This is a genomic window from Pseudarthrobacter sp. CC4 (assembly GCF_048957775.1).
Taxonomy (GTDB): domain Bacteria; phylum Actinomycetota; class Actinomycetes; order Actinomycetales; family Micrococcaceae; genus Arthrobacter.
Window position 1 is genome coordinate 55,207 of sequence record NZ_JARCCZ010000023.1, and the last position, 16,284, is coordinate 71,490.

The following is a 16,284-nucleotide window of genomic DNA, read 5'->3' on the forward strand; positions in this document are numbered from 1 at the left end:
CGCCGGCGCCGGGCAAGGCTTCCCTATGATCCCGGAACCTCTCGAACCGGTACATCCACACGCAATAAGCACAATTCTGTCCTGCTGATACTCCCTTCAGCCAGCCCGAAAAGAAGTTGAAGTTACAGCGTTCCCTGCGTTCAGACGCGCACGCCGCCTCCTTGGTGCGAGCACCACAAGGGCCCTTCACGCGCCGTGTTCCGAGGAATACCGCAGCGCTTCTGCGCCCGACGAACGTCCACACGGACCAACTTCCCGGCGCCTGGCTCGTCATTACTGAAAGGTTTCCCTTGAGGAATAACCCACTCATCAACAATTCAACCGTGGGAGGAAAGATCAGTGCCTTCCTCGTGGTCAGTGCCCTCGCGGGGGCACTTTTTGCGGGTCTTTTTATCCCGCTGACAGTCGCTGCCGGTGCAGCTGTCAACGGCGCGTCGGCACTGTTCGCGAGCCTCCCGAGCGAACTCGAAGTGGAGCGCCCCTCCCAGTCAACAAAGGTCCTCACCACTGATGGAAAAGTGATCGCCACGTTCTTCGCCGAGAACCGTTCAAGTGTTCCGTTGGCAGAAATGTCCCCCTTCATTAAAGACGCCATTGTTGCCATTGAAGACAGCCGGTTCTACGAGCACGGAGGCGTGGACGGCCACGGCATTCTCCGGGCACTTACCAGCAACCTGACAACAGGTGCCAGGCAGGGCGCCTCGACGCTGACCCAGCAGTACGTCACCAACGTCATCAACGAGTCGCTCGCCGCCAAGGGCCAAGACGATCAGATCATGCTCAACGGGCAAAAGCGTGTGGGTGACAAACTGCGCGAAATGAAACTGGCGATAGCCCTGGAAAAAAAGTTCAGCAAGGAACAGATTCTCGAGGGCTACCTCAACATCGTTTTCTTCAACCGGGACGCCTACGGCATCGAATCCGCGGCCCGCTACTACTACAGCACAACTGCCAAAGAGCTGACGCTGCCCCAAGCGGCCCTTCTGGCGGGACTGGTTAACAGTCCTTCGTTCTATGACCCTGCCACCAACCCTGAGAATGCCCTTGCACGGCGGAACCAGGTCCTGGCCAACATGCTTGCGCAGGGCAAGATCCAGCAGGCCGCGTATGATGCTGCCGTCGCGACCGGCACCGATCTCAGCATTACACCCTCCCGGCAGGGCTGCGCCGCGGCGGAAATCGCTCCGTACTTCTGCAGTTACGTCTCCCGCCTCGTGCTGAACGACTCCACGTTCGGAGCAGATGAGGCCGAGCGGGAACGAAAGCTCTACCGTGGGGGACTGACCATCACAACGACCCTGGACAGCCGGCTTCAATCGGCAGCTCAGGCCCAGGTCGACTCGACTGCAGGAAACAACCCCGGCAGGTGGGGCGCAGCCCTGGTAACGGTACAGCCAGGAACAGGCAGGGTCCTGGCGATGGCTCAAAACACCGTATTCCTGCCGCAGGAGGGCAAGTTCGACACCCATCTGAATTTCAACGTCGACAAATATGACGTCAACGGCGGCGATCTGAACGGTGCCGGAGGGTTCCAGCCCGGCTCGACGATGAAGCCCTTCACGTTCGCCCAGTGGCTGAACGAAGGAAAATCGATTACCGCCACCGTCGATGCTTCAAAACGGGTTTATCCAACCGGCTTTCCGTGGAAATCCAGCTGCGGGAAAGTCCTCGGTGCCTACAGCACAGCGGAAAAAACAGCGGGGCGTGATGCAGCGGAAGACCTTCAAAACGCGGAGGAAGGATTTTATCGGTCCATGCCCGTCAACTACGGCCTTTACAACTCGATCAACACCGCTACTTTCGCTTCAGCAGCACAGCTGGACTTCTGCGGCATCCAGAAGGTCGTCGACTCCTTGGGCCTGAAGAACGGGTTGGACAGCTCGCCGGTCAATATGCACCAAGTGGGGAACCTGCTTGGAGCGATTGGCGTCTCACCGCTGAACATGGCCAACGCATATGCCACCTTCGCAAACGACGGAACATACTGCCCTCCAATTGCCTTGACCGAAGTCACCACCGCCGAGGGAGAGAGACTTCCTGTGCAGCAATCCAGCTGTAAGGCAGTCCTTAAACCGGAAGTAGCACGAGGCGTTAACCATGTCTTGCAGGATGTACTCAAGCGAGGCTCCGGCGTATACATCAGCCCAAAGGTCCAGCAGAGCGCACCTGCGGCTGCCAAGACAGGTACGTCCAACAACAATGGGGCGACGTGGGTTGTCGGGTACACCAGCGGCCTCGCCACCGCCTCATTTTTCGGCGACGCGCTCGAAGGCCAGCAACGGGCCGGCCAAAATGTCACAATCAACGGAAAGTTTTACAAGGGCATCGACGGGTACATGATCGCGGGACCCCAATGGGCCAATTACATGTCCCAGATCGCCGGGCTTTACCCAACAAATGACTTCCCTGCGCCACCTGCATCCATGATGAACTCCCAACCCTCGAGCCCCGCCACCCGTTCGTCGCCGACTGCGCCCAGCGCTGCTGCTTCGACCCAACCCGCCGGCGAATAGCACCCGCCGGCAAAGTTCAACTGCTCCCGCTGGCACCCAACCGCTCCCCCCAACGGGTCCCGGCACGACTACCAAGGACATGCAAAATGCTTACCCGATCAGTAATCGCCGCCACCAACGGCATGGCTTCTCTCACTACATCCCCTTCCCCCGGGCCCGGCAGCGACGGACTCAAGCCAGGACTGACTGCCGATCAAGTAACCCCCGGGTTCCTCGGATTCGCCATGACAGCCTTCATGGTCATCGGAGTCGTACTGCTTATGGTTTCGATGACCAGACGCATACGCAGGGTGCGTTACCGAGCCCAGTTCAGCTACACCGGACAAGCAAGCGAACAGTCAGTGGATGGCGACGAAAAAGATACCCCCAGGGTTGACAATTCCGGCAGACCCCAACATCCAGGGAAACCAGAAAGCGCCCCGCCCGTCACAGGCCCGCCATCAGACGGTTCCTGACGGACCAGTGCTTCCAGCAATCGGGCTGCGACGAGATCCGCAACCAATCTGACCGTTATCAGATGTAGGAGGACGGATCGACGGTCACATCATTGACCAAGACCTCGAAATGGAGGTGGCAGCCAGTGGAAGCGCCGGTTGTCCCAACACCTGCAATGAGTTCGCCCTGCGCAACTGCTTGGCCCAAGGAAACACCAATGCTGGCCAGATGGTTGTAGGTCGTCTTCAGCCCGTTGCCATGCTCCACCACGATTCGGTTGCCGCTGCCATACGGACTCCAGCCAGCCTCGATGATTTTGCCCGCACCGGCAGCGAATACCCCAGTGGAACACGCTCCCGTGAGGTCAATGCCGGTGTGCAACTCAGCGGCGGCTCCGGTGATGGGGCTGACTCGGAATCCAAAAGCGGAGCTGACATTCATCGAAGCCAGCGGAGCCCTCAGGCCCCGGGACGCAACACTGGGGGCGGCCTCAGCAGCCGTGACCACCGGCACTGGTGCTGCCACTGCTCCCGCGGGCTGCGCCGGTTGGGCCGGTGCGGGAGCAGGCTGGGAGGTCACCGCCGGGCTGTCAAAGGTCAGCACCGCACCCGGTGATGCAGATACCGGTGCCTCCGCAACAGGAAGTACGGAAACGGCGGCCCCGTCCCGGACTCCGGCGCCCAAATCCGCATGGGCGGCAGAAAGGGCTGTCAAGGCAATCATTCCGGTCACGGCGGCTGCGACACCCAGCCGCTGGCCGCGGACACGGACGACAGCCTCGTGAAAAATGGGGAGGCGGGGAGGCTTGGAAGCACGAAGGGCACGGCGACGGCCGTGTCCGGACTGGGCAGACAAAATAGAAGTCCTCTCGGCGCCGGCGAAGTTAGCTGTCGGATTCGGACGAATGGACTGTCCGGCCGAGGCGGACGACGCCTTGAACAGCGCCACCAGTCGGCTTCACCCCGAGACGCACCAGTGCGCCGTAAGTGGGTCCTCCACCCCCGCCTTGAGTAGGTCATAGTTCACGGCCGTCGGCGGGGTTTGGCGTAACGGACATGCATACCCTTCGGGGGTATACCCTTTCCAGACTAGCGAATGATTCGCAGATGTTACAAATCCGTTATCTGTAGCGGTGTGCTGGCGCCGGCGCCCCTTGGGTGCCGGCACCGCCCCCCTGAGCATTGTTCAGTCTCAGCAGCATTCTTAGAACGCGGCCGTGCTCCACACACTGCACGCCGGGCGGGAAATTCCCAGAGGAAACGGAGACGTCGTTACCAGAATGTGACAGACTTTGCTGGTTTGAAGTACGGTTTGATTTGTGCTGGCCTCTCCTTGAGGCGGCATTGCCTGGTGCACTTTGCGCCTGAGGCGGCCGGGTGCCTCCCGCCGCACCAACCTCCGGTATCGGCGCTACGGCTGCCTGCTCTCGCACTCCTGAAAAGAAAGACTCACCAGACATGACCGTTCAGAACGACCTCAGCCGTGAAGATGTTGCCTCCTATGAGGCAGAGCTCGCGAAACGGACTCCCTCGCTCTACTCGCGCTATATCGGTGCGATGCTCTACTTCATGGGTGCGGCCCTTATCGCCGGCGCCGTCGTGCACTATCCGGTCAACCCGGGCCTGTACACGATCATCTGCGTCGTCGGTGCGTTCGTGTTCCTCCTCGGCACCATCGTCAATGAGTTCGTGCTCGTCGATGAGCGCCCGATGCTGAGCCGGGCCATCTCGCTCGTCGCGTTCTCGCTCCTGCTCTCCTTCGGCGTCGGCCTGGTCGGCGGCGGAATCCAGCACTTCGAACAGTTCCCGGAGCGCAGCGCCTGGATGACTCCGATTGGCCTAGTGATGTCGTACGTCGCGTTTATCGCCAAGGATGCCAAGGGCGGCCTGCGCCACCTGGTCAGCCCGTTTGCCGCAGGTGTCGTGTTGGTCGCAGCGCTGACGTGGTTCGGTATGTCGGCCCTCGCAAGCACCATCGACTCCGAGAGCCACAGCCACGACTCCACGCCGGCACCGTCACAGGCACCCGCGGAGGCTCCGACCAGCGAAAACCGCACTCCCGACAAGCCGACGGAGGCCCCCGCAGCGCCCGCACCCGACACCCACACGTCGCACAGCCACTAAAGCCGAAACCCGGCATGCTCAACCGCACATGCGTCCGCTCCTATTCCGGGTAAGGGTCTGCCCCGTCAATGTGGGATCGGGCCGGTTCCGCGGTGGCGTAAAGGGAGTTGAGCTGGCGGTAGAGCGTTCGGGTGATGTAGCGCTTGAGGGATCTGCGGATTTCGCGGTAGCTACGGCGTCCCCGGGTGCGTCTGGTGACGTAGTCCCGTATTCCGGAGTCATGGATCCGGGTCATCGTGATGGTGGGCAAGGCCCGGTTGAGGCGTACCCCGAATCCACTAGACGGTCGATGGCCTCGCGAAGGTTGTCCCCGGCCAACCAGGGATCCTCCGGTGTCCAGGGCGTACCCGCCTCCGCCACTTAACACTCCTCACGTTCGGCCGTGTTTATGGACCGCAGTTAAGCAACGGCGCCCGCGGCGTGAACCGCGTGCGCGGCCGGTAGTTCGGGGCTTGTGCACCAAGTAACCAGAGGGTTGGGCTGGCTCCTGAACAGTTACCTGAGACCGAGGCCGGGGAGTCAGCCCCGGCAGACAGTACACCCCAGTGAAGGCTAGAAGGACCCGCCCTATCGAGGCAGCGCACCGCACGGAACTGACGGACGCTTCCGGAGTGCCCCGCACCGTGATCAGCCAGCACCTCGCCAAACTTCGCCTCAGCGGCCTCGACGACACCCGAAAGAACGGCCGCCACATCATCTACTCCCTGCGCGACGGACACCTGATCCGGCTCATCACCGAAGTCATCAACCACGCAGACCACATGGTTACCGGAGAAGCCCGCCACCGATGATCGGCCAGGACGCTGCCAGACCAGCCAGGCGCCCCCGATTTCCGCGACAGCGGCGAGCATGAACAACACGACGGACTTGGCAATGGGCATATTCCCTATCCTGTCATTGGCTGACTCGTCACGGTTTCGGCTCCCACCGGTCGAGGCTGGCTCACGATCCCTTTATATGTTGCGTTGGCGGAAAACTGCCCGGCTTGGCGTCGAAGTCGTAATGCTGGGTCGGGTAGGCATAGACATCGTTAGGCGTCATCAGCGTGGCGAAGAACGGGTTCCATCTGTCCGGGAACGGCATCGAGCGGGAAAGCGTCTGTCGGGTTTCGCGTTCCAACTGCCGGGACAGTGAAGCTATGGTTTTCTCGAGTTTTCGGCCCATCCGCCGCTTGTTATAGACCAGCGAGGCGGCGCGGGAGCCCCCAATAGTTCACGAGTCAAAGGGGGCGAGTTCCCGCATTCAGCACTGCCGCGAAGGCCTTACGGACGGGGCGCGGAGCCTACTGACAGCGCGGCGACGCTGCGATCAGCAGCGCGGCCGAGTCGGCGATCATCACCGTGAAGGTGATGCCGAAAACGATGATCAGTTTGCCGCGCTGGCCGGCGGCGTCGCCGCCGTGGGAGTGTTCGTGCCCGCTGCCCACGGTTCAGTCACTCGGGCGGATGTTCACTGTCAGGGACTGCGGTGGAGTCTCGGACTCGTACCCGGCGCAGCAACCCGACCCTTCCGGGGTGGCACCGCTGCCGGCATCCTTGGCAGTCATGGGAAGGCGTTGTTCCTCCGGCGTCTTGCTAGAAGACGGTGGTGGCGCGCAGCAATCATCCGCCTTCTGTGCCGTGGGTTGCGGCGGCTGCGTGCGGGACGGTGCAGCAGACGTCGCCGCGCGCCAGGCGCTGATGCCTTCCCGGATGGCGATCCCGGCGATCACGAGTGCGGCGCCGGCATCGGCCCACCACCGGCCCAGCCTGCTGTTCAGGACCAGCCCGGCGAGCAGCACCGCGGAAGTCATGGATGTATTCATGCGATTGTGTACTGCCCGGGAGAGTGGTCCGCCTAGGCCTGGACGAGCAGGCCGGTGGTAAACATCACGGCCAGTCCCAGGATGACGCCTGCGGCGGTGAGCGGCGTGAAGGTCTTTCCGGTGTGGTCCTTGAGCAGGGGCAGGAGTTTGACGGCCACCTGGGCTACGGCTCCGGCTCCGATGCCGAGCAGGAAGGCCGCGAGGGCCGGCTGGTAGACGGTCGCTCCGATGAGGGCACCGGCGGCCGCAGGCGCGCCGGCGGTGAGTCCCAGGAGCGCCAGCCGGGCCAGACCGGGGGGCTGTTTGGCCAGCGGAGTGACGATGGCCAGGCCTTCGGTGGTGTTGTGGATGGCGAAGCCGACGATCAGCGAGGCACCCAGGGCCAGTGAGCCGACCGCGTAGGCGGATCCGATCGCGAGGCCTTCGCCGAGGTTGTGCAGTCCGATGCCGATGGCAATCAGCAGCGCCAGGCGCTGCGGCGGCAGAGCTGCTGGCTGGCCGGCAGCGCTGAGTTTCTGGTGCCGGCGCATCCAGGCGTCGGTTCCTTCCAGGATGAGGTAGGCGGTAACGGTGCCGAGGAAGACCACCATGGGGCCGCCGAAGGAGCCGTTTCCGGCTACGAGGTCCACGGCTTCGAGGGTCGCGTCAATGGCCAGGAAGGCGAGCAGCCCGACGGTGAGCCCGAGCAGGACCCGGACCCAGGCCGTTGAGGCGCGGCGGACGAAGGGCATCCAGAGCATTCCCAGGGCTACCGGGATCACGCCGACATAGATCCCCAGGAGCGTCATAAGGCCAAAGAAGGAAGTGCCGCGTTCCGGGCTGAGGGCGGCGGCATCAATGTTCGCAGGGATCTTGCCTCCAATGGAGGTTACGAGCGCGACTTCGTAGGGATCGCCATCCACCCAGTGGTAGCTGATCGTAAGTGTGGACGACTCCAGCGGCGCCATGGTCGCCCGCGTCTGGGTGAACATAGCGTAGTAGTCCGAGACGTTAACCTGCGCGATTGACACCGGGTCCGGGCCTTCGTTGCGGACGGATATCTCGATCTGACCGGGGGTGAGGCGGATGTCCTCGACGGCGACCTCTTCCTTGGGCGGAACACCCTCGGAAAGTTTGGCCAGGCCCGGGGCGTTGAGGAGTGAAAACAGGCCGAGCAGGATCGCGATCAGTACCAACGGTCCTAGGCCGAGCAGCCAGCGGGGCACCGGGGGCCGGCGGTGCAGTTCTGAAGCCTGTGCCGCAGCTGTCTTTTCATCCAGGCTCATGACGCGCTCACCTCAAAGAAGCCCATCCAGCCAAGCTCCGCGAATTCGGTCTTGTGGGCGTGGAACATGTATTTGCCGGGGTAGGGGAAGCGGAGTTCCACGATGCCGCGCTGGCCCTGGACCTGGGAGATGGTGTCCGTATATTCGCTGGGCGTCAGCATCGTCCCGGTCGGGTAATAGTGGAAGAAGTTCCCGTGGACGTGGAACGAGTTGATGGGGTCGTATTCCAGGACGTTGATCAGATGGATCCGCACGAGCTCGTTCTGCCAGACCTGGACGGGGAAGTCCATGAAATGGAAGGGCAGGCCGTTGACCGAGTAGAACTCGTTGTCGTCGCCGCCGTCGGTGTTGTAGCCGTTCATCACCATGACCATCTCGTTGTCGGCCTTCGGCCGGCCCTCCTTGGGCTCGATGATGAACCCCCCGTAGAGACCTTTGGCGATGTGCGGAGCCAATGGTGACTGATGGCAGTGGTACAGATGCGTACCGAACGGGGTCGCATCGAACTCATAGGTGAAGCTCTGTCCCGGGGCGATGGACCCGGCGCCGATGCCGGGCGTTCCGTCCATCGAAGCTTTATGGATTCCGTGGAAGTGGATCGTATGCGGGTGCGCCCCTGCGTTGGTGAAGTGAATCCGCAGCACGTCCCCCTCCCGCGCCCAGAGCGTAGGGCCCGGGATCCTGCCGTTGTAACTCCATCCAGGGAACGTCACACCGGGGGCGATCTCAAACTCTTTGTCGACGGCGACGATGTCCCATTCCCGCAGTGTCCGGCCGTCGGGCAGGATGCTGGTCTTGCCCCGGTCGAAGTCGTGCAGGATCGCGGTGGGGTCGATGCCGGCACGCTCGGGCAGGACCGATCCGCCCGCGAAACCGGCATGCCCGGCATGGCTGACGCCGGTGCCGACGGCCGACGGCGGGTTGCCGGAGTGCCCTGCGCCGGAGCCTGCAGCCGCGCCGGTGCCTGAGTGCTGGTCATGCCCGCTCGACGCCGATGCCTCCAGGGCGGAAAAGGCAGGGACAGCAGCAAAAGCAGCAGCGCCGGACAGCATGGACCGCCTGCTCGGTAAAGGGTCCGACAGATTTTTCGGCATGCCGATTCCTCTTTGCTTCATTATGAGAACTAAATTGTTCGTTAAGCCTAACATTTGGCCTGCCCTTGGTACGATTGATGGCATGCCGGTCTCCGACTTGTCCTCGTCAGCCCAGGACTATCTCAAGCTGATCTGGTCAGCCACGGAGTGGTCCCCTACGCCCATCACGGTCAGCGACATGGCTGAGCGCCTTGGCCTCAGGCCGTCCACCGTCTCGGACGGGATCAAAAGGCTGGCCCGGCAGGGGCTGGTGACACACGCCCCGTACGGGAGCATCGAACTGACCGAGGCGGGGCGGGAGCATGCCGTCGCCATGGTCCGCAGGCACCGGCTCCTGGAAACCTTCCTGGTCCAGGCGCTGGGCTATGGCTGGGACGAAGTCCACGACGAGGCCGAGACCCTCGAGCATGCCGTTTCGGACAGGCTGATCGAGCGCATTGACCAACAACTCGGTCACCCGACACGGGACCCGCACGGCGACCCCATCCCGTCCCCCGAAGGCCTGCCGCACCTGCCGGAAGGTACGCAGCTATCGGCGGCGGCCACCGGCGGCACACTGGCCATCACCCGCATCTCCGACGCTGATCCACGGATGCTGCGCTACTTCACCGAGCTCGGCCTGGCACCGGACACCCGGCTCACCGTCCGGGAGCACCGCCCCTACGCCGATGTCACCACCATCCGGCTCCACGGACCAGAGCGGGATATTGATCTGGGAGCGTCAGCGTCGGAAGCGATCTGGGTCGTCGCGGTCTAGCGGTACGCATGGAGGGTTCCTGTGGACGGAGGTGCGGCAATCATGCCCATTCAGCCGGATCCCTGAACGGCCGCCCCGACAGGAGGGACGGACGAATCACCCAATCTCCAAGGGAGCGCCACGCAGCGGCTAAAAGCCGACCGCGCGGTCAGTTGCCGAGGTTGTCCGTAATGAGCGCCTTCAGTGTTGATCTGTCGGCGACCCCCAGGATCCTGGCAGCGACGCGGCCCTGCTTGTCAAGCACGAGCGTCGTGGGAACCGCCTGCGGAGGAACAAAACTTGCCATGGCCAAAAGGACGCCGCCGTTCCGGTCATAGAAACTGGGGTAGGTCACACCGAACGTTCTCTCGTATGCGGTGGCGGTAGGAACTTCGTCCCTGATGTTCACGCCGTAGAACTGCATCTGCTCCGCCGGGAACGACTGGCTCAGCGACTGCAGGTCGCGCGCCTCCAGCCGGCACGGGCCGCAGGCGGCGTACCAAAAATTGAGCACGGTGACCTTGCCTCGAAACGAGCGGGAGTCCACGGTTTGACCGCTGAACAGCGGGGCCTGGAAAGTCACCGGACTCTGGCGTGAGTCAGGGGTGTATTCGCTGACGGAACCGTCGCCGGCGATGTAGTTTTTGTTGTCCCCCGCCCGTGCCTGCTGGGCGAGCGGATCGGGGGCCGCGCACGCGCTCAAAGAAACAGCAAGAACGGCCGCGGCGGCCATGACCGCAAGGCCCGGTCGGCGCGGCCGTGGACTGGCTCGGCAATCCATGGACTCATTCATCGTCTTCCTCCATTGCTTCCGTCTGGCGCACTCGCCGGCCAGTTCTCCTCTTGCAGGCATAAGAGCCTGCCGCCCCCGCAAGACGAACCGCCGCCGGTTTGGGGGAAACCGGCGGCGGTTCTCCCCAAATCTTATACCTAAACTCCTTAGGTTTTTAGGCCTGGGTGTGACGGCCGGCTCTGCACAGCCGCAGCCACGCCAGGCGGGGCCGGCACCTCACGGCAATGGGAAGGTCCTTCATTGAATGAAGATGTCCGGCGTTCATCCTTGGAGGCGGGTATTCTTTGGGCGGCGGTTCACCGCAAGGAGGCCTGCCGGACTGTCAAGGACCGGCAGGCCTGAGTTGCTGGTGCAGCTGTCTTAGTCGTCATCCTCGCAGCATTCGTCACAACACTCATCGCCGCGACAACCCGTGGCACAGCAGTCGTCGCGGCAGCATCCGGTGTTCATGTAGCTCACCTCCTTTCCTCTTCAGCAAGTCCCGACCTGGGTGGCTTCTCCATCAGGGCCGCGGCGAGAGTCCAACGTCTTCCATGGCTCCAGGCTGGTCCCGCGTCTTCTGATCGGGGGACGACGTTCCCGCGTCAGGCTGTTGGCCTTCGCCGTCGTCGCCGGATCTTGTCTGCAAGGGTCCTGAGCCATTCCGGCGGCGCGTGAGTCGTCCCGCCCCGTCCGAGGGTCAGCGCGTCGGCGTCAGGAAGAGTGGACAGCAGTGCCGGGAGTGCGGCGAACTCGTTCACGGCTGCCGCACAATTGCTGCATTCGACGATGTGTTTCTCGAACGCCCGACGATCGAGTGGGTCCAGAGATCCCAGTACATAGGCCGCAGTCCATTCCAGATAGGCGTCAGTGCCGTTGGCTCCCACCACAGGTCCTCCTTACGATCGCGGCTGCCCATCCGTCGGGAAACCGAGGGCGCTGGCGATGCTGTTATGGCGCTTTGGGCGTCCGATCCTGCAAGACAACTGCGTGTGGCGCGGCTAACCCAGGGTTTCTCACGTCGCCGGCGGTATTCCTCATCGTCGATCTCACCCCGTGCGTAGCATTCATCGAGGATGCTGCGGGCAGAACCAGGCCGGTCCAATGGTGGCCGTCCGCTGTCCCGCGCGGGTCGGAGGATCAACCAGACGAGAGTGACCAGTCCGGCGATGAGCAACACAGACCATCCGAGCATCCATGGCCACATGCTGCCGTGCATCCGTATCCCATCATTGGATTAAGCCTTTTTCTCGTCACTGCAGATCGTCACTGCAAGCTTGAGGACTGCCGAGTCCGCCACGCAGGCCCGCGGGCCCCTCGGTTGCTACTGGACTTTTCCTGGGCCGTCGACGCCGCCGGAACAGGGTGCCCCGGGCTCGGGTGCCGACTTGGCACTGCGGTATTTGGCGATGAAATCTTTAATCCGTGGATCATTCACGCCCGAAGCCTTTAGCTGCACACCCCACGCCGATGCGACGACCGGAGAGGGATCACCGCTGTAGGGCGAGAGGATCGCGTAGGTGGAGGGGATGTCCTTGCGCAGCACGTCCAGCTGGGCGCCGCTGACCGCCGTCGGGTCATAGGTCACCCAGACCGCGCCGTGCTCAAGAGAGTGCACGGCGTTTTCATTGGGCACGGGTTCGCTGTAGACGGCGCAGTTCAGCGGAACCGCCGAGTGGTTCCCGCCCACGGGCGGGGTCTGCGCGTACTTGACCGGGGTGGTGACATGGTTGGAGCTCAGTCCCGAAAAGCTCTGTACTCCGTCGATCGCCGCGGGCGGGCTTTTCGGCAGCGTGCTTGTCACCGCGAAAATGACGAGCCCTGCGGCCACCGCGATGCCGACGGTCCAGGCTGTGATGATGAGGAGGAGCCTGTTGCGCCGGGCCCTGCTGTGCTGGAGTTTGAATCCTGCCAGCTTCCGCTGGATCTCCTCCGCCCGCTGTTGCTTCAGCGTGGGCTTGCCTCCCCCGGCTGGTTGGGATTTGGGTTCGGTGGAGCGGATCCCGCCAACTCCGCCCTGGTTCTTGGATCGGGCCATGTCCTCGTGTCCTTCGATTGCGCGGCACCGTCCCGTGCCCTGAGGCTCCCCCCAGCGGCAGGCCGGCATTTCTGCATCAAACCTAACTCACTTAGGTGTTTAGGTGCAATGGCGTCGCCGATCTCCTATCCTTGATAGGACACAACATGGCCGAGGAGGCAGCATGCCAAGGTTTGGCGATCTGGAGAGCGCCATCATGGAGCAGGTATGGCAGGCGGACCGGCCGCTTCTGGTCCGGGAGGTCCTCGACGGGCTCGACCGCGGGCTGGCCTACAACACCGTGCACACGGTGACGGAGATCCTGCACCGCAAGGGCTGGCTGACCAAGGAACGCGACGGCAGAGCCTACCGCTACGGACCGGCGGCCGGCCGGGACAAATACGTGGCCGGACTGGTGACCGAGGCGCTCTCGCTCACCGAGGACCGGACCGCAGCCCTGGTCGGGTTCGTCGAGGGGATCCGGCCCGAGGAAGCCGACGAACTGCACCGCCTTCTCAGCGCGGCCAGGGAACAGGACCTGACGGCATGATCGTCGCCCTGTCCCTCCTCGCCTACGCCCTGCTGCTGGGTGCGGTCGGCCCGCGGCTGCTGCAGGGAGCAGCCTGGGCCGACAGTGCCCCCCGGCTTGCCGTAGCAGCCTGGCAGGCCCTGAGCGTGACCATCCTGACGTCCGTCGCCCTCGCCGGACTGGCGCTGACCATCCCCACCGTGACCGTCAGCGGCGATCTGGCCGAATTGCTGCGGTCCTGCGTCATGGCCATCCAGGAGCAATACGCCTCACCTGGTGGAGCGGCAGCCGGAGCCACCGGAGCAGTCCTTGCCCTGGCCATCCTGGGCCGAACCCTCTGGTGCCTCATCGCAGGGCTTGCGGGCATGGCACGCGAACGCTCCCATCACAGCAGGATCCTGGACATGGTCGGCCAGGCCGACCACCGCAGAGGCGTGGTCGTGCTCGATTCTAAGGAATCAGCCGTCTACTGCCTTCCGGGCCGGCGCCGGCAGATGGTGGTGACCACCGGCGCGCTGAACGCCTTGGACGACGGGCAGCTGGAGGCAGTCCTGGCACACGAGCAGGCCCACCTCTCCGAGCGCCATGACCTGATCCTTGGCTTTTCCCGCGCACTGGCATCAGCGTTCCCCGCCATTACCATCTTCAGCGCCGCCGCCGAAGAAACCGCCAGGCTGGTCGAGCTGCGCGCCGATGACGCGGCAGCTGCCCGATCGGGCCGGCTCACCGTGGCCGGGGCCCTGCTGGCCGTCGCCTCAGGAGGCGTAGGGCACCTCTCTCCGGCCGTGACCCTGGCGGCCGGAGGCAGCGGAGCCGCCGCACGCGTGCGCCGGCTCATCCCGCCGCAGAACCCACTTAGCCGGACCCGCACCGCCGCCGGCTCCCTGACCGTCGCCGTCCTGCTCGCCCTCCCTGTGCTCGTACTGGGAAGCCCCGCCGCCGCCGCCGCCGGACACACTCTCTGCCCCGACGCCACCACGTCAGTCAACGCTTCAGCCCCCTAAGGTCACCCCCGGGGCTTCCCCGGTAGACACCCGCCAACTATTCTCCTAAACTCCTTAGGAGAATAGTTGGTGACCCGGTTCCGGGTGAAAGGCGGCGTGTCCATGGAAGATCTGCTCTTCGGCGGAACGCTGCTGACCGCACTCCTTGGCGGCATTGTCGCACTGCTCGCCCCGTGCTGCGTCTCCGTGATGCTGCCCGCCTACCTGGCCGCCGGCTTCCGCCGCCGCAGCGGCATCCTGGCCGCGACGTTTGTCTTCGCCGCTGGCGTCGCCACCATCATCGTTCCCATCGGCCTCGGGGCGACGTTCCTGGTCAGCCTGGTCTCGGGCCAGCACGTGCTGGTGTTTTCCGCCGCTGCGACGGCGATGCTGGCCGGCGGGACCGCGATGCTGTTCGGTTGGAAACCCCGGTTGCCGATGCTGCCGGGCCGGGTCCCCACCGGCACAGGTTTCGGTTCGGTCTACGGCCTCGGAGTGTTTTCCGGCGCCGCCAGTTCTTGTTGCGCCCCGGTGCTGGCCGGCGTCGCCGTCCTCTCCGGGGCGACCGCCTCGTTTCCCGCCGCGCTGGCCGTGGCACTGACCTACGTCCTGGGCATGGTCGCACCGCTGGCCGTCCTGGCCCTCGTGTGGGACCGCAGGGACTGGAGCAGCAGCCGGTGGCTGCAGGGACGGCAGGTCACCCTCCGGCTCGGCCGCCTGCGCCGCACGATGGCATTCGGGTCGGCCGCGTCGGCCTTCCTGCTCATCGCGATGGCCGTACTCACCTACGTTCAGGCCGCCCTGGGCCCGGGCATGGGATCGGACGGGATCCTCGTGCAGATAACCGCTGAGCTGCAGCACGCCGCGTCAGTCATCTCCACGTCCCTGGGCTGGCTTCCCGGCTGGGTACTGGGCGGGCTGCTGATTGCTGGACTTGTCTACCTGATCCGCCAGGCCCGACGTCACGCCCAACCCGCGGCCGGCCCGGAAAAACCCGTCGATGACACCGCTGCCGGCCCCGGAAACGACTGCTGCGCCCCCGACAACACCGCCGAGCCCATCCCCGCAAAGGACAGCCGATCATGACCACCACCAAGAGCCGGGACACCAAATCCCGCCCCGCCCGTGGAACGAACCGCCGCTGGCTCCTCTGGACCCTGGCAGCGGTAGCCCTTGTCGTTATCCTCGTCGCCCTCTACGCCATCTTCTCCGGATCCACCGCCACGAAGAACGCCGGGGCCGGGAAGAACTACGATGTCGGCCAACCAGGCCCCGGCGAGGCCGCACCCGCATTTACCCTCGAGGACAACAGCGGCCGGCAGGTGTCCCTGGGCGACTACAAGGGAAAGAATGTCCTGTTGTACTTCCAGGAAGGCCTGACCTGCCAGCCCTGCTGGGACCAGCTGAGCAGTCTTGAAAAGGACAGCACCAAGGTCAAGGCCGCCGGCATCGACGCGGTCCTGTCCATCACGACCGATCCTGCCAACCTCATTGCCCGCAAGACCCGGGACATGGGACTGGGCACACCTGTCCTTTCCGATCCCAGCCTCGCGGTGTCGGAGAAATACAGTGCGAACCGGTACGGGATGATGGGCGCCATGAGGGACGGGCACAGCTTCATCCTCGTCGGGCCGGACGGCACCATCCGGTGGCGGGCGGACTACGGCGGCGCCCCGGACTACACGATGTTCGTTCCGGTCGACAAGCTGCTGGCAGACCTGAAGAACGGGAATAGGCCATGATCAAGCTCATCCTGCTCACACAGGCCGACTGCACCTGGTGCAGCGACAGCAGGCAGCTGCTGGCCAGCCTGTCCCGGGAGTTCCCGCTGAGCATTGACGAAGTGGACCTGAACAGCGGGCAGGGGAGCCGGCTGGCCGCTGCGCACCGCCTCCTCTTCGCCCCCGGGCTCATCGCCGACGGCAGGCTCATCGCCCACGGCCGGCTGTCCGGCCGCGCCCTCCGCCGCGACCTGGCACGCCTCTCCCCCACCCCCGAAAGCTAAGGACATCC

At 64.1% G+C, this 16,284-nt stretch carries 19 protein-coding genes, 1 pseudogene and 1 riboswitch; of the genes and pseudogenes, 9 read left to right on the forward strand and 11 right to left on the reverse strand.

What is annotated here, in order from left to right; genetic code table 11:
* Positions 1–323 precede the first annotated feature (323 nt).
* Complete coding sequence (locus PV768_RS16145) at positions 324–2,513, forward strand: transglycosylase domain-containing protein (RefSeq protein ID WP_421093540.1); 2,190 nt, start codon at positions 324–326, stop codon at positions 2,511–2,513.
* Between the two features lie 513 nt (positions 2,514–3,026).
* On the opposite strand, the gene PV768_RS16150 is transcribed toward PV768_RS16145, so the two are convergent.
* On the reverse strand, positions 3,027–3,803 hold the full coding sequence (locus PV768_RS16150) for a M23 family metallopeptidase (protein WP_421093541.1): 777 nt from the start codon (positions 3,801–3,803) through the stop codon (positions 3,027–3,029).
* 5 nt (positions 3,804–3,808) lie between these two features.
* A riboswitch (cyclic di-AMP (ydaO/yuaA leader) is annotated at positions 3,809–3,975 on the reverse strand.
* Between the two features lie 430 nt (positions 3,976–4,405).
* On the opposite strand from PV768_RS16150, the gene PV768_RS16155 reads away from it, so the two are divergent.
* Positions 4,406–5,071 carry a hypothetical protein gene (locus PV768_RS16155; protein WP_421093542.1) on the forward strand — a complete coding sequence of 222 codons (666 nt, stop codon included), beginning with the start codon at positions 4,406–4,408 and terminating at the stop codon, positions 5,069–5,071.
* A 40-nt stretch (positions 5,072–5,111) separates the two neighbouring features.
* On the opposite strand, the gene PV768_RS16160 is transcribed toward PV768_RS16155, so the two are convergent.
* Positions 5,112–5,321 (reverse strand): hypothetical protein, encoded by a 210-nt coding sequence (locus PV768_RS16160; RefSeq protein ID WP_421093543.1) that lies wholly within the window; start codon positions 5,319–5,321, stop codon positions 5,112–5,114.
* 295 nt (positions 5,322–5,616) lie between these two features.
* Here PV768_RS16160 and PV768_RS16165 point away from each other — a divergent pair, with 295 nt between their 5' ends.
* A complete protein-coding gene (locus PV768_RS16165; RefSeq protein WP_421093544.1) occupies positions 5,617–5,862 on the forward strand; it encodes an ArsR/SmtB family transcription factor in 246 nt (81 codons plus the stop codon).
* Between the two features lie 30 nt (positions 5,863–5,892).
* On the opposite strand, the pseudogene PV768_RS16170 reads toward PV768_RS16165, so the two are convergent.
* The 6 genes and pseudogenes from PV768_RS16170 to PV768_RS16195 all read right to left on the reverse strand — a co-directional run.
* Positions 5,893–5,952 (reverse strand): annotated as a pseudogene (locus tag PV768_RS16170) (hypothetical protein); the annotation flags it as partial.
* Between the two features lie 61 nt (positions 5,953–6,013).
* A complete protein-coding gene (locus tag PV768_RS16175) occupies positions 6,014–6,235 on the reverse strand; it encodes a hypothetical protein (RefSeq protein ID WP_421093545.1) in 222 nt (73 codons plus the stop codon).
* A 118-nt stretch (positions 6,236–6,353) separates the two neighbouring features.
* Positions 6,354–6,497 carry a hypothetical protein gene (locus PV768_RS16180; RefSeq protein WP_421093546.1) on the reverse strand — a complete coding sequence of 48 codons (144 nt, stop codon included), beginning with the start codon at positions 6,495–6,497 and terminating at the stop codon, positions 6,354–6,356.
* Between the two features lie 3 nt (positions 6,498–6,500).
* Positions 6,501–6,863: a hypothetical protein gene (locus PV768_RS16185; protein ID WP_421093547.1), complete on the reverse strand. Its 363-nt coding sequence runs from the start codon at positions 6,861–6,863 to the stop codon at positions 6,501–6,503.
* Positions 6,864–6,907: 44 nt separating this feature from the next.
* Positions 6,908–8,140, reverse strand: coding sequence for a ZIP family metal transporter (locus tag PV768_RS16190; RefSeq protein WP_421093548.1), 1,233 nt, complete (start codon positions 8,138–8,140; stop codon positions 6,908–6,910).
* Positions 8,137–9,234, reverse strand: a complete 1,098-nt coding sequence (locus tag PV768_RS16195; protein WP_421093549.1) for a multicopper oxidase domain-containing protein — start codon at positions 9,232–9,234, stop codon at positions 8,137–8,139. The genes PV768_RS16190 and PV768_RS16195 overlap by 4 nt, the downstream gene beginning before the upstream one ends.
* Positions 9,235–9,316: 82 nt before the next feature.
* Here PV768_RS16195 and PV768_RS16200 point away from each other — a divergent pair, with 82 nt between their 5' ends.
* Positions 9,317–9,991 carry a metal-dependent transcriptional regulator gene (locus PV768_RS16200; RefSeq protein ID WP_421093550.1) on the forward strand — a complete coding sequence of 225 codons (675 nt, stop codon included), beginning with the start codon at positions 9,317–9,319 and terminating at the stop codon, positions 9,989–9,991.
* Between the two features lie 148 nt (positions 9,992–10,139).
* Here the strand turns inward: PV768_RS16200 and PV768_RS16205 are convergent, their stop codons facing one another.
* From PV768_RS16205 to PV768_RS16215, 3 genes are all read right to left on the reverse strand, one after another.
* Positions 10,140–10,703, reverse strand: a complete 564-nt coding sequence (locus PV768_RS16205; protein ID WP_421093551.1) for a TlpA family protein disulfide reductase — start codon at positions 10,701–10,703, stop codon at positions 10,140–10,142.
* Between the two features lie 644 nt (positions 10,704–11,347).
* Entirely contained in the window at positions 11,348–11,632 is a 285-nt protein-coding gene (locus PV768_RS16210; protein WP_421093552.1) for an anti-sigma factor family protein, read from the reverse strand.
* Between the two features lie 434 nt (positions 11,633–12,066).
* Positions 12,067–12,780: a DUF3105 domain-containing protein gene (locus PV768_RS16215; protein WP_421093553.1), complete on the reverse strand. Its 714-nt coding sequence runs from the start codon at positions 12,778–12,780 to the stop codon at positions 12,067–12,069.
* A gap of 163 nt (positions 12,781–12,943) precedes the next feature.
* On the opposite strand from PV768_RS16215, the gene PV768_RS16220 reads away from it, so the two are divergent.
* The 5 genes from PV768_RS16220 to PV768_RS16240 all read left to right on the forward strand — a co-directional run bounded on the left by PV768_RS16220 (position 12,944) and on the right by PV768_RS16240 (position 16,276).
* Positions 12,944–13,309, forward strand: coding sequence for a BlaI/MecI/CopY family transcriptional regulator (locus PV768_RS16220; protein WP_421093554.1), 366 nt, complete (start codon positions 12,944–12,946; stop codon positions 13,307–13,309).
* Entirely contained in the window at positions 13,306–14,292 is a 987-nt protein-coding gene (locus PV768_RS16225; protein WP_421093555.1) for a M56 family metallopeptidase, read from the forward strand. Before PV768_RS16220 ends, PV768_RS16225 begins: the two co-directional genes overlap by 4 nt.
* 102 nt (positions 14,293–14,394) lie before the next feature.
* Positions 14,395–15,357: a cytochrome c biogenesis CcdA family protein gene (locus PV768_RS16230; protein ID WP_421093556.1), complete on the forward strand. Its 963-nt coding sequence runs from the start codon at positions 14,395–14,397 to the stop codon at positions 15,355–15,357.
* Complete coding sequence (locus tag PV768_RS16235; protein ID WP_421093557.1) at positions 15,354–16,013, forward strand: peroxiredoxin family protein; 660 nt, start codon at positions 15,354–15,356, stop codon at positions 16,011–16,013. The genes PV768_RS16230 and PV768_RS16235 overlap by 4 nt, the downstream gene beginning before the upstream one ends.
* Positions 16,010–16,276 carry a thioredoxin family protein gene (locus PV768_RS16240; RefSeq protein WP_421093558.1) on the forward strand — a complete coding sequence of 89 codons (267 nt, stop codon included), beginning with the start codon at positions 16,010–16,012 and terminating at the stop codon, positions 16,274–16,276. The genes PV768_RS16235 and PV768_RS16240 overlap by 4 nt, the downstream gene beginning before the upstream one ends.
* Positions 16,277–16,284 lie beyond the last annotated feature (8 nt).

Excerpts from the sequence above, each read along its gene's own strand:
- PV768_RS16155 (WP_421093542.1), top strand. The coding sequence starts at position 4,406 with ATGACCGTTCAGAACGACCTCAGCCGTGAAGATGTTGCCTCCTATGAG.
- PV768_RS16175 (WP_421093545.1), bottom strand. The coding sequence starts at position 6,235 with ATGGGCCGAAAACTCGAGAAAACCATAGCTTCACTGTCCCGGCAGTTG.
- PV768_RS16185 (WP_421093547.1), bottom strand. The coding sequence starts at position 6,863 with ATGACTTCCGCGGTGCTGCTCGCCGGGCTGGTCCTGAACAGCAGGCTG.
- PV768_RS16190 (WP_421093548.1), bottom strand. The coding sequence starts at position 8,140 with ATGAGCCTGGATGAAAAGACAGCTGCGGCACAGGCTTCAGAACTGCAC.
- PV768_RS16195 (WP_421093549.1), bottom strand. The coding sequence starts at position 9,234 with ATGCCGAAAAATCTGTCGGACCCTTTACCGAGCAGGCGGTCCATGCTG.
- PV768_RS16200 (WP_421093550.1), top strand. The coding sequence starts at position 9,317 with ATGCCGGTCTCCGACTTGTCCTCGTCAGCCCAGGACTATCTCAAGCTG.
- PV768_RS16205 (WP_421093551.1), bottom strand. The coding sequence starts at position 10,703 with ATGGCCGCCGCGGCCGTTCTTGCTGTTTCTTTGAGCGCGTGCGCGGCC.
- PV768_RS16215 (WP_421093553.1), bottom strand. The coding sequence starts at position 12,780 with ATGGCCCGATCCAAGAACCAGGGCGGAGTTGGCGGGATCCGCTCCACC.
- PV768_RS16220 (WP_421093554.1), top strand. The coding sequence starts at position 12,944 with ATGCCAAGGTTTGGCGATCTGGAGAGCGCCATCATGGAGCAGGTATGG.
- PV768_RS16225 (WP_421093555.1), top strand. The coding sequence starts at position 13,306 with ATGATCGTCGCCCTGTCCCTCCTCGCCTACGCCCTGCTGCTGGGTGCG.
- PV768_RS16230 (WP_421093556.1), top strand. The coding sequence starts at position 14,395 with ATGGAAGATCTGCTCTTCGGCGGAACGCTGCTGACCGCACTCCTTGGC.
- PV768_RS16235 (WP_421093557.1), top strand. The coding sequence starts at position 15,354 with ATGACCACCACCAAGAGCCGGGACACCAAATCCCGCCCCGCCCGTGGA.
- PV768_RS16240 (WP_421093558.1), top strand. The coding sequence starts at position 16,010 with ATGATCAAGCTCATCCTGCTCACACAGGCCGACTGCACCTGGTGCAGC.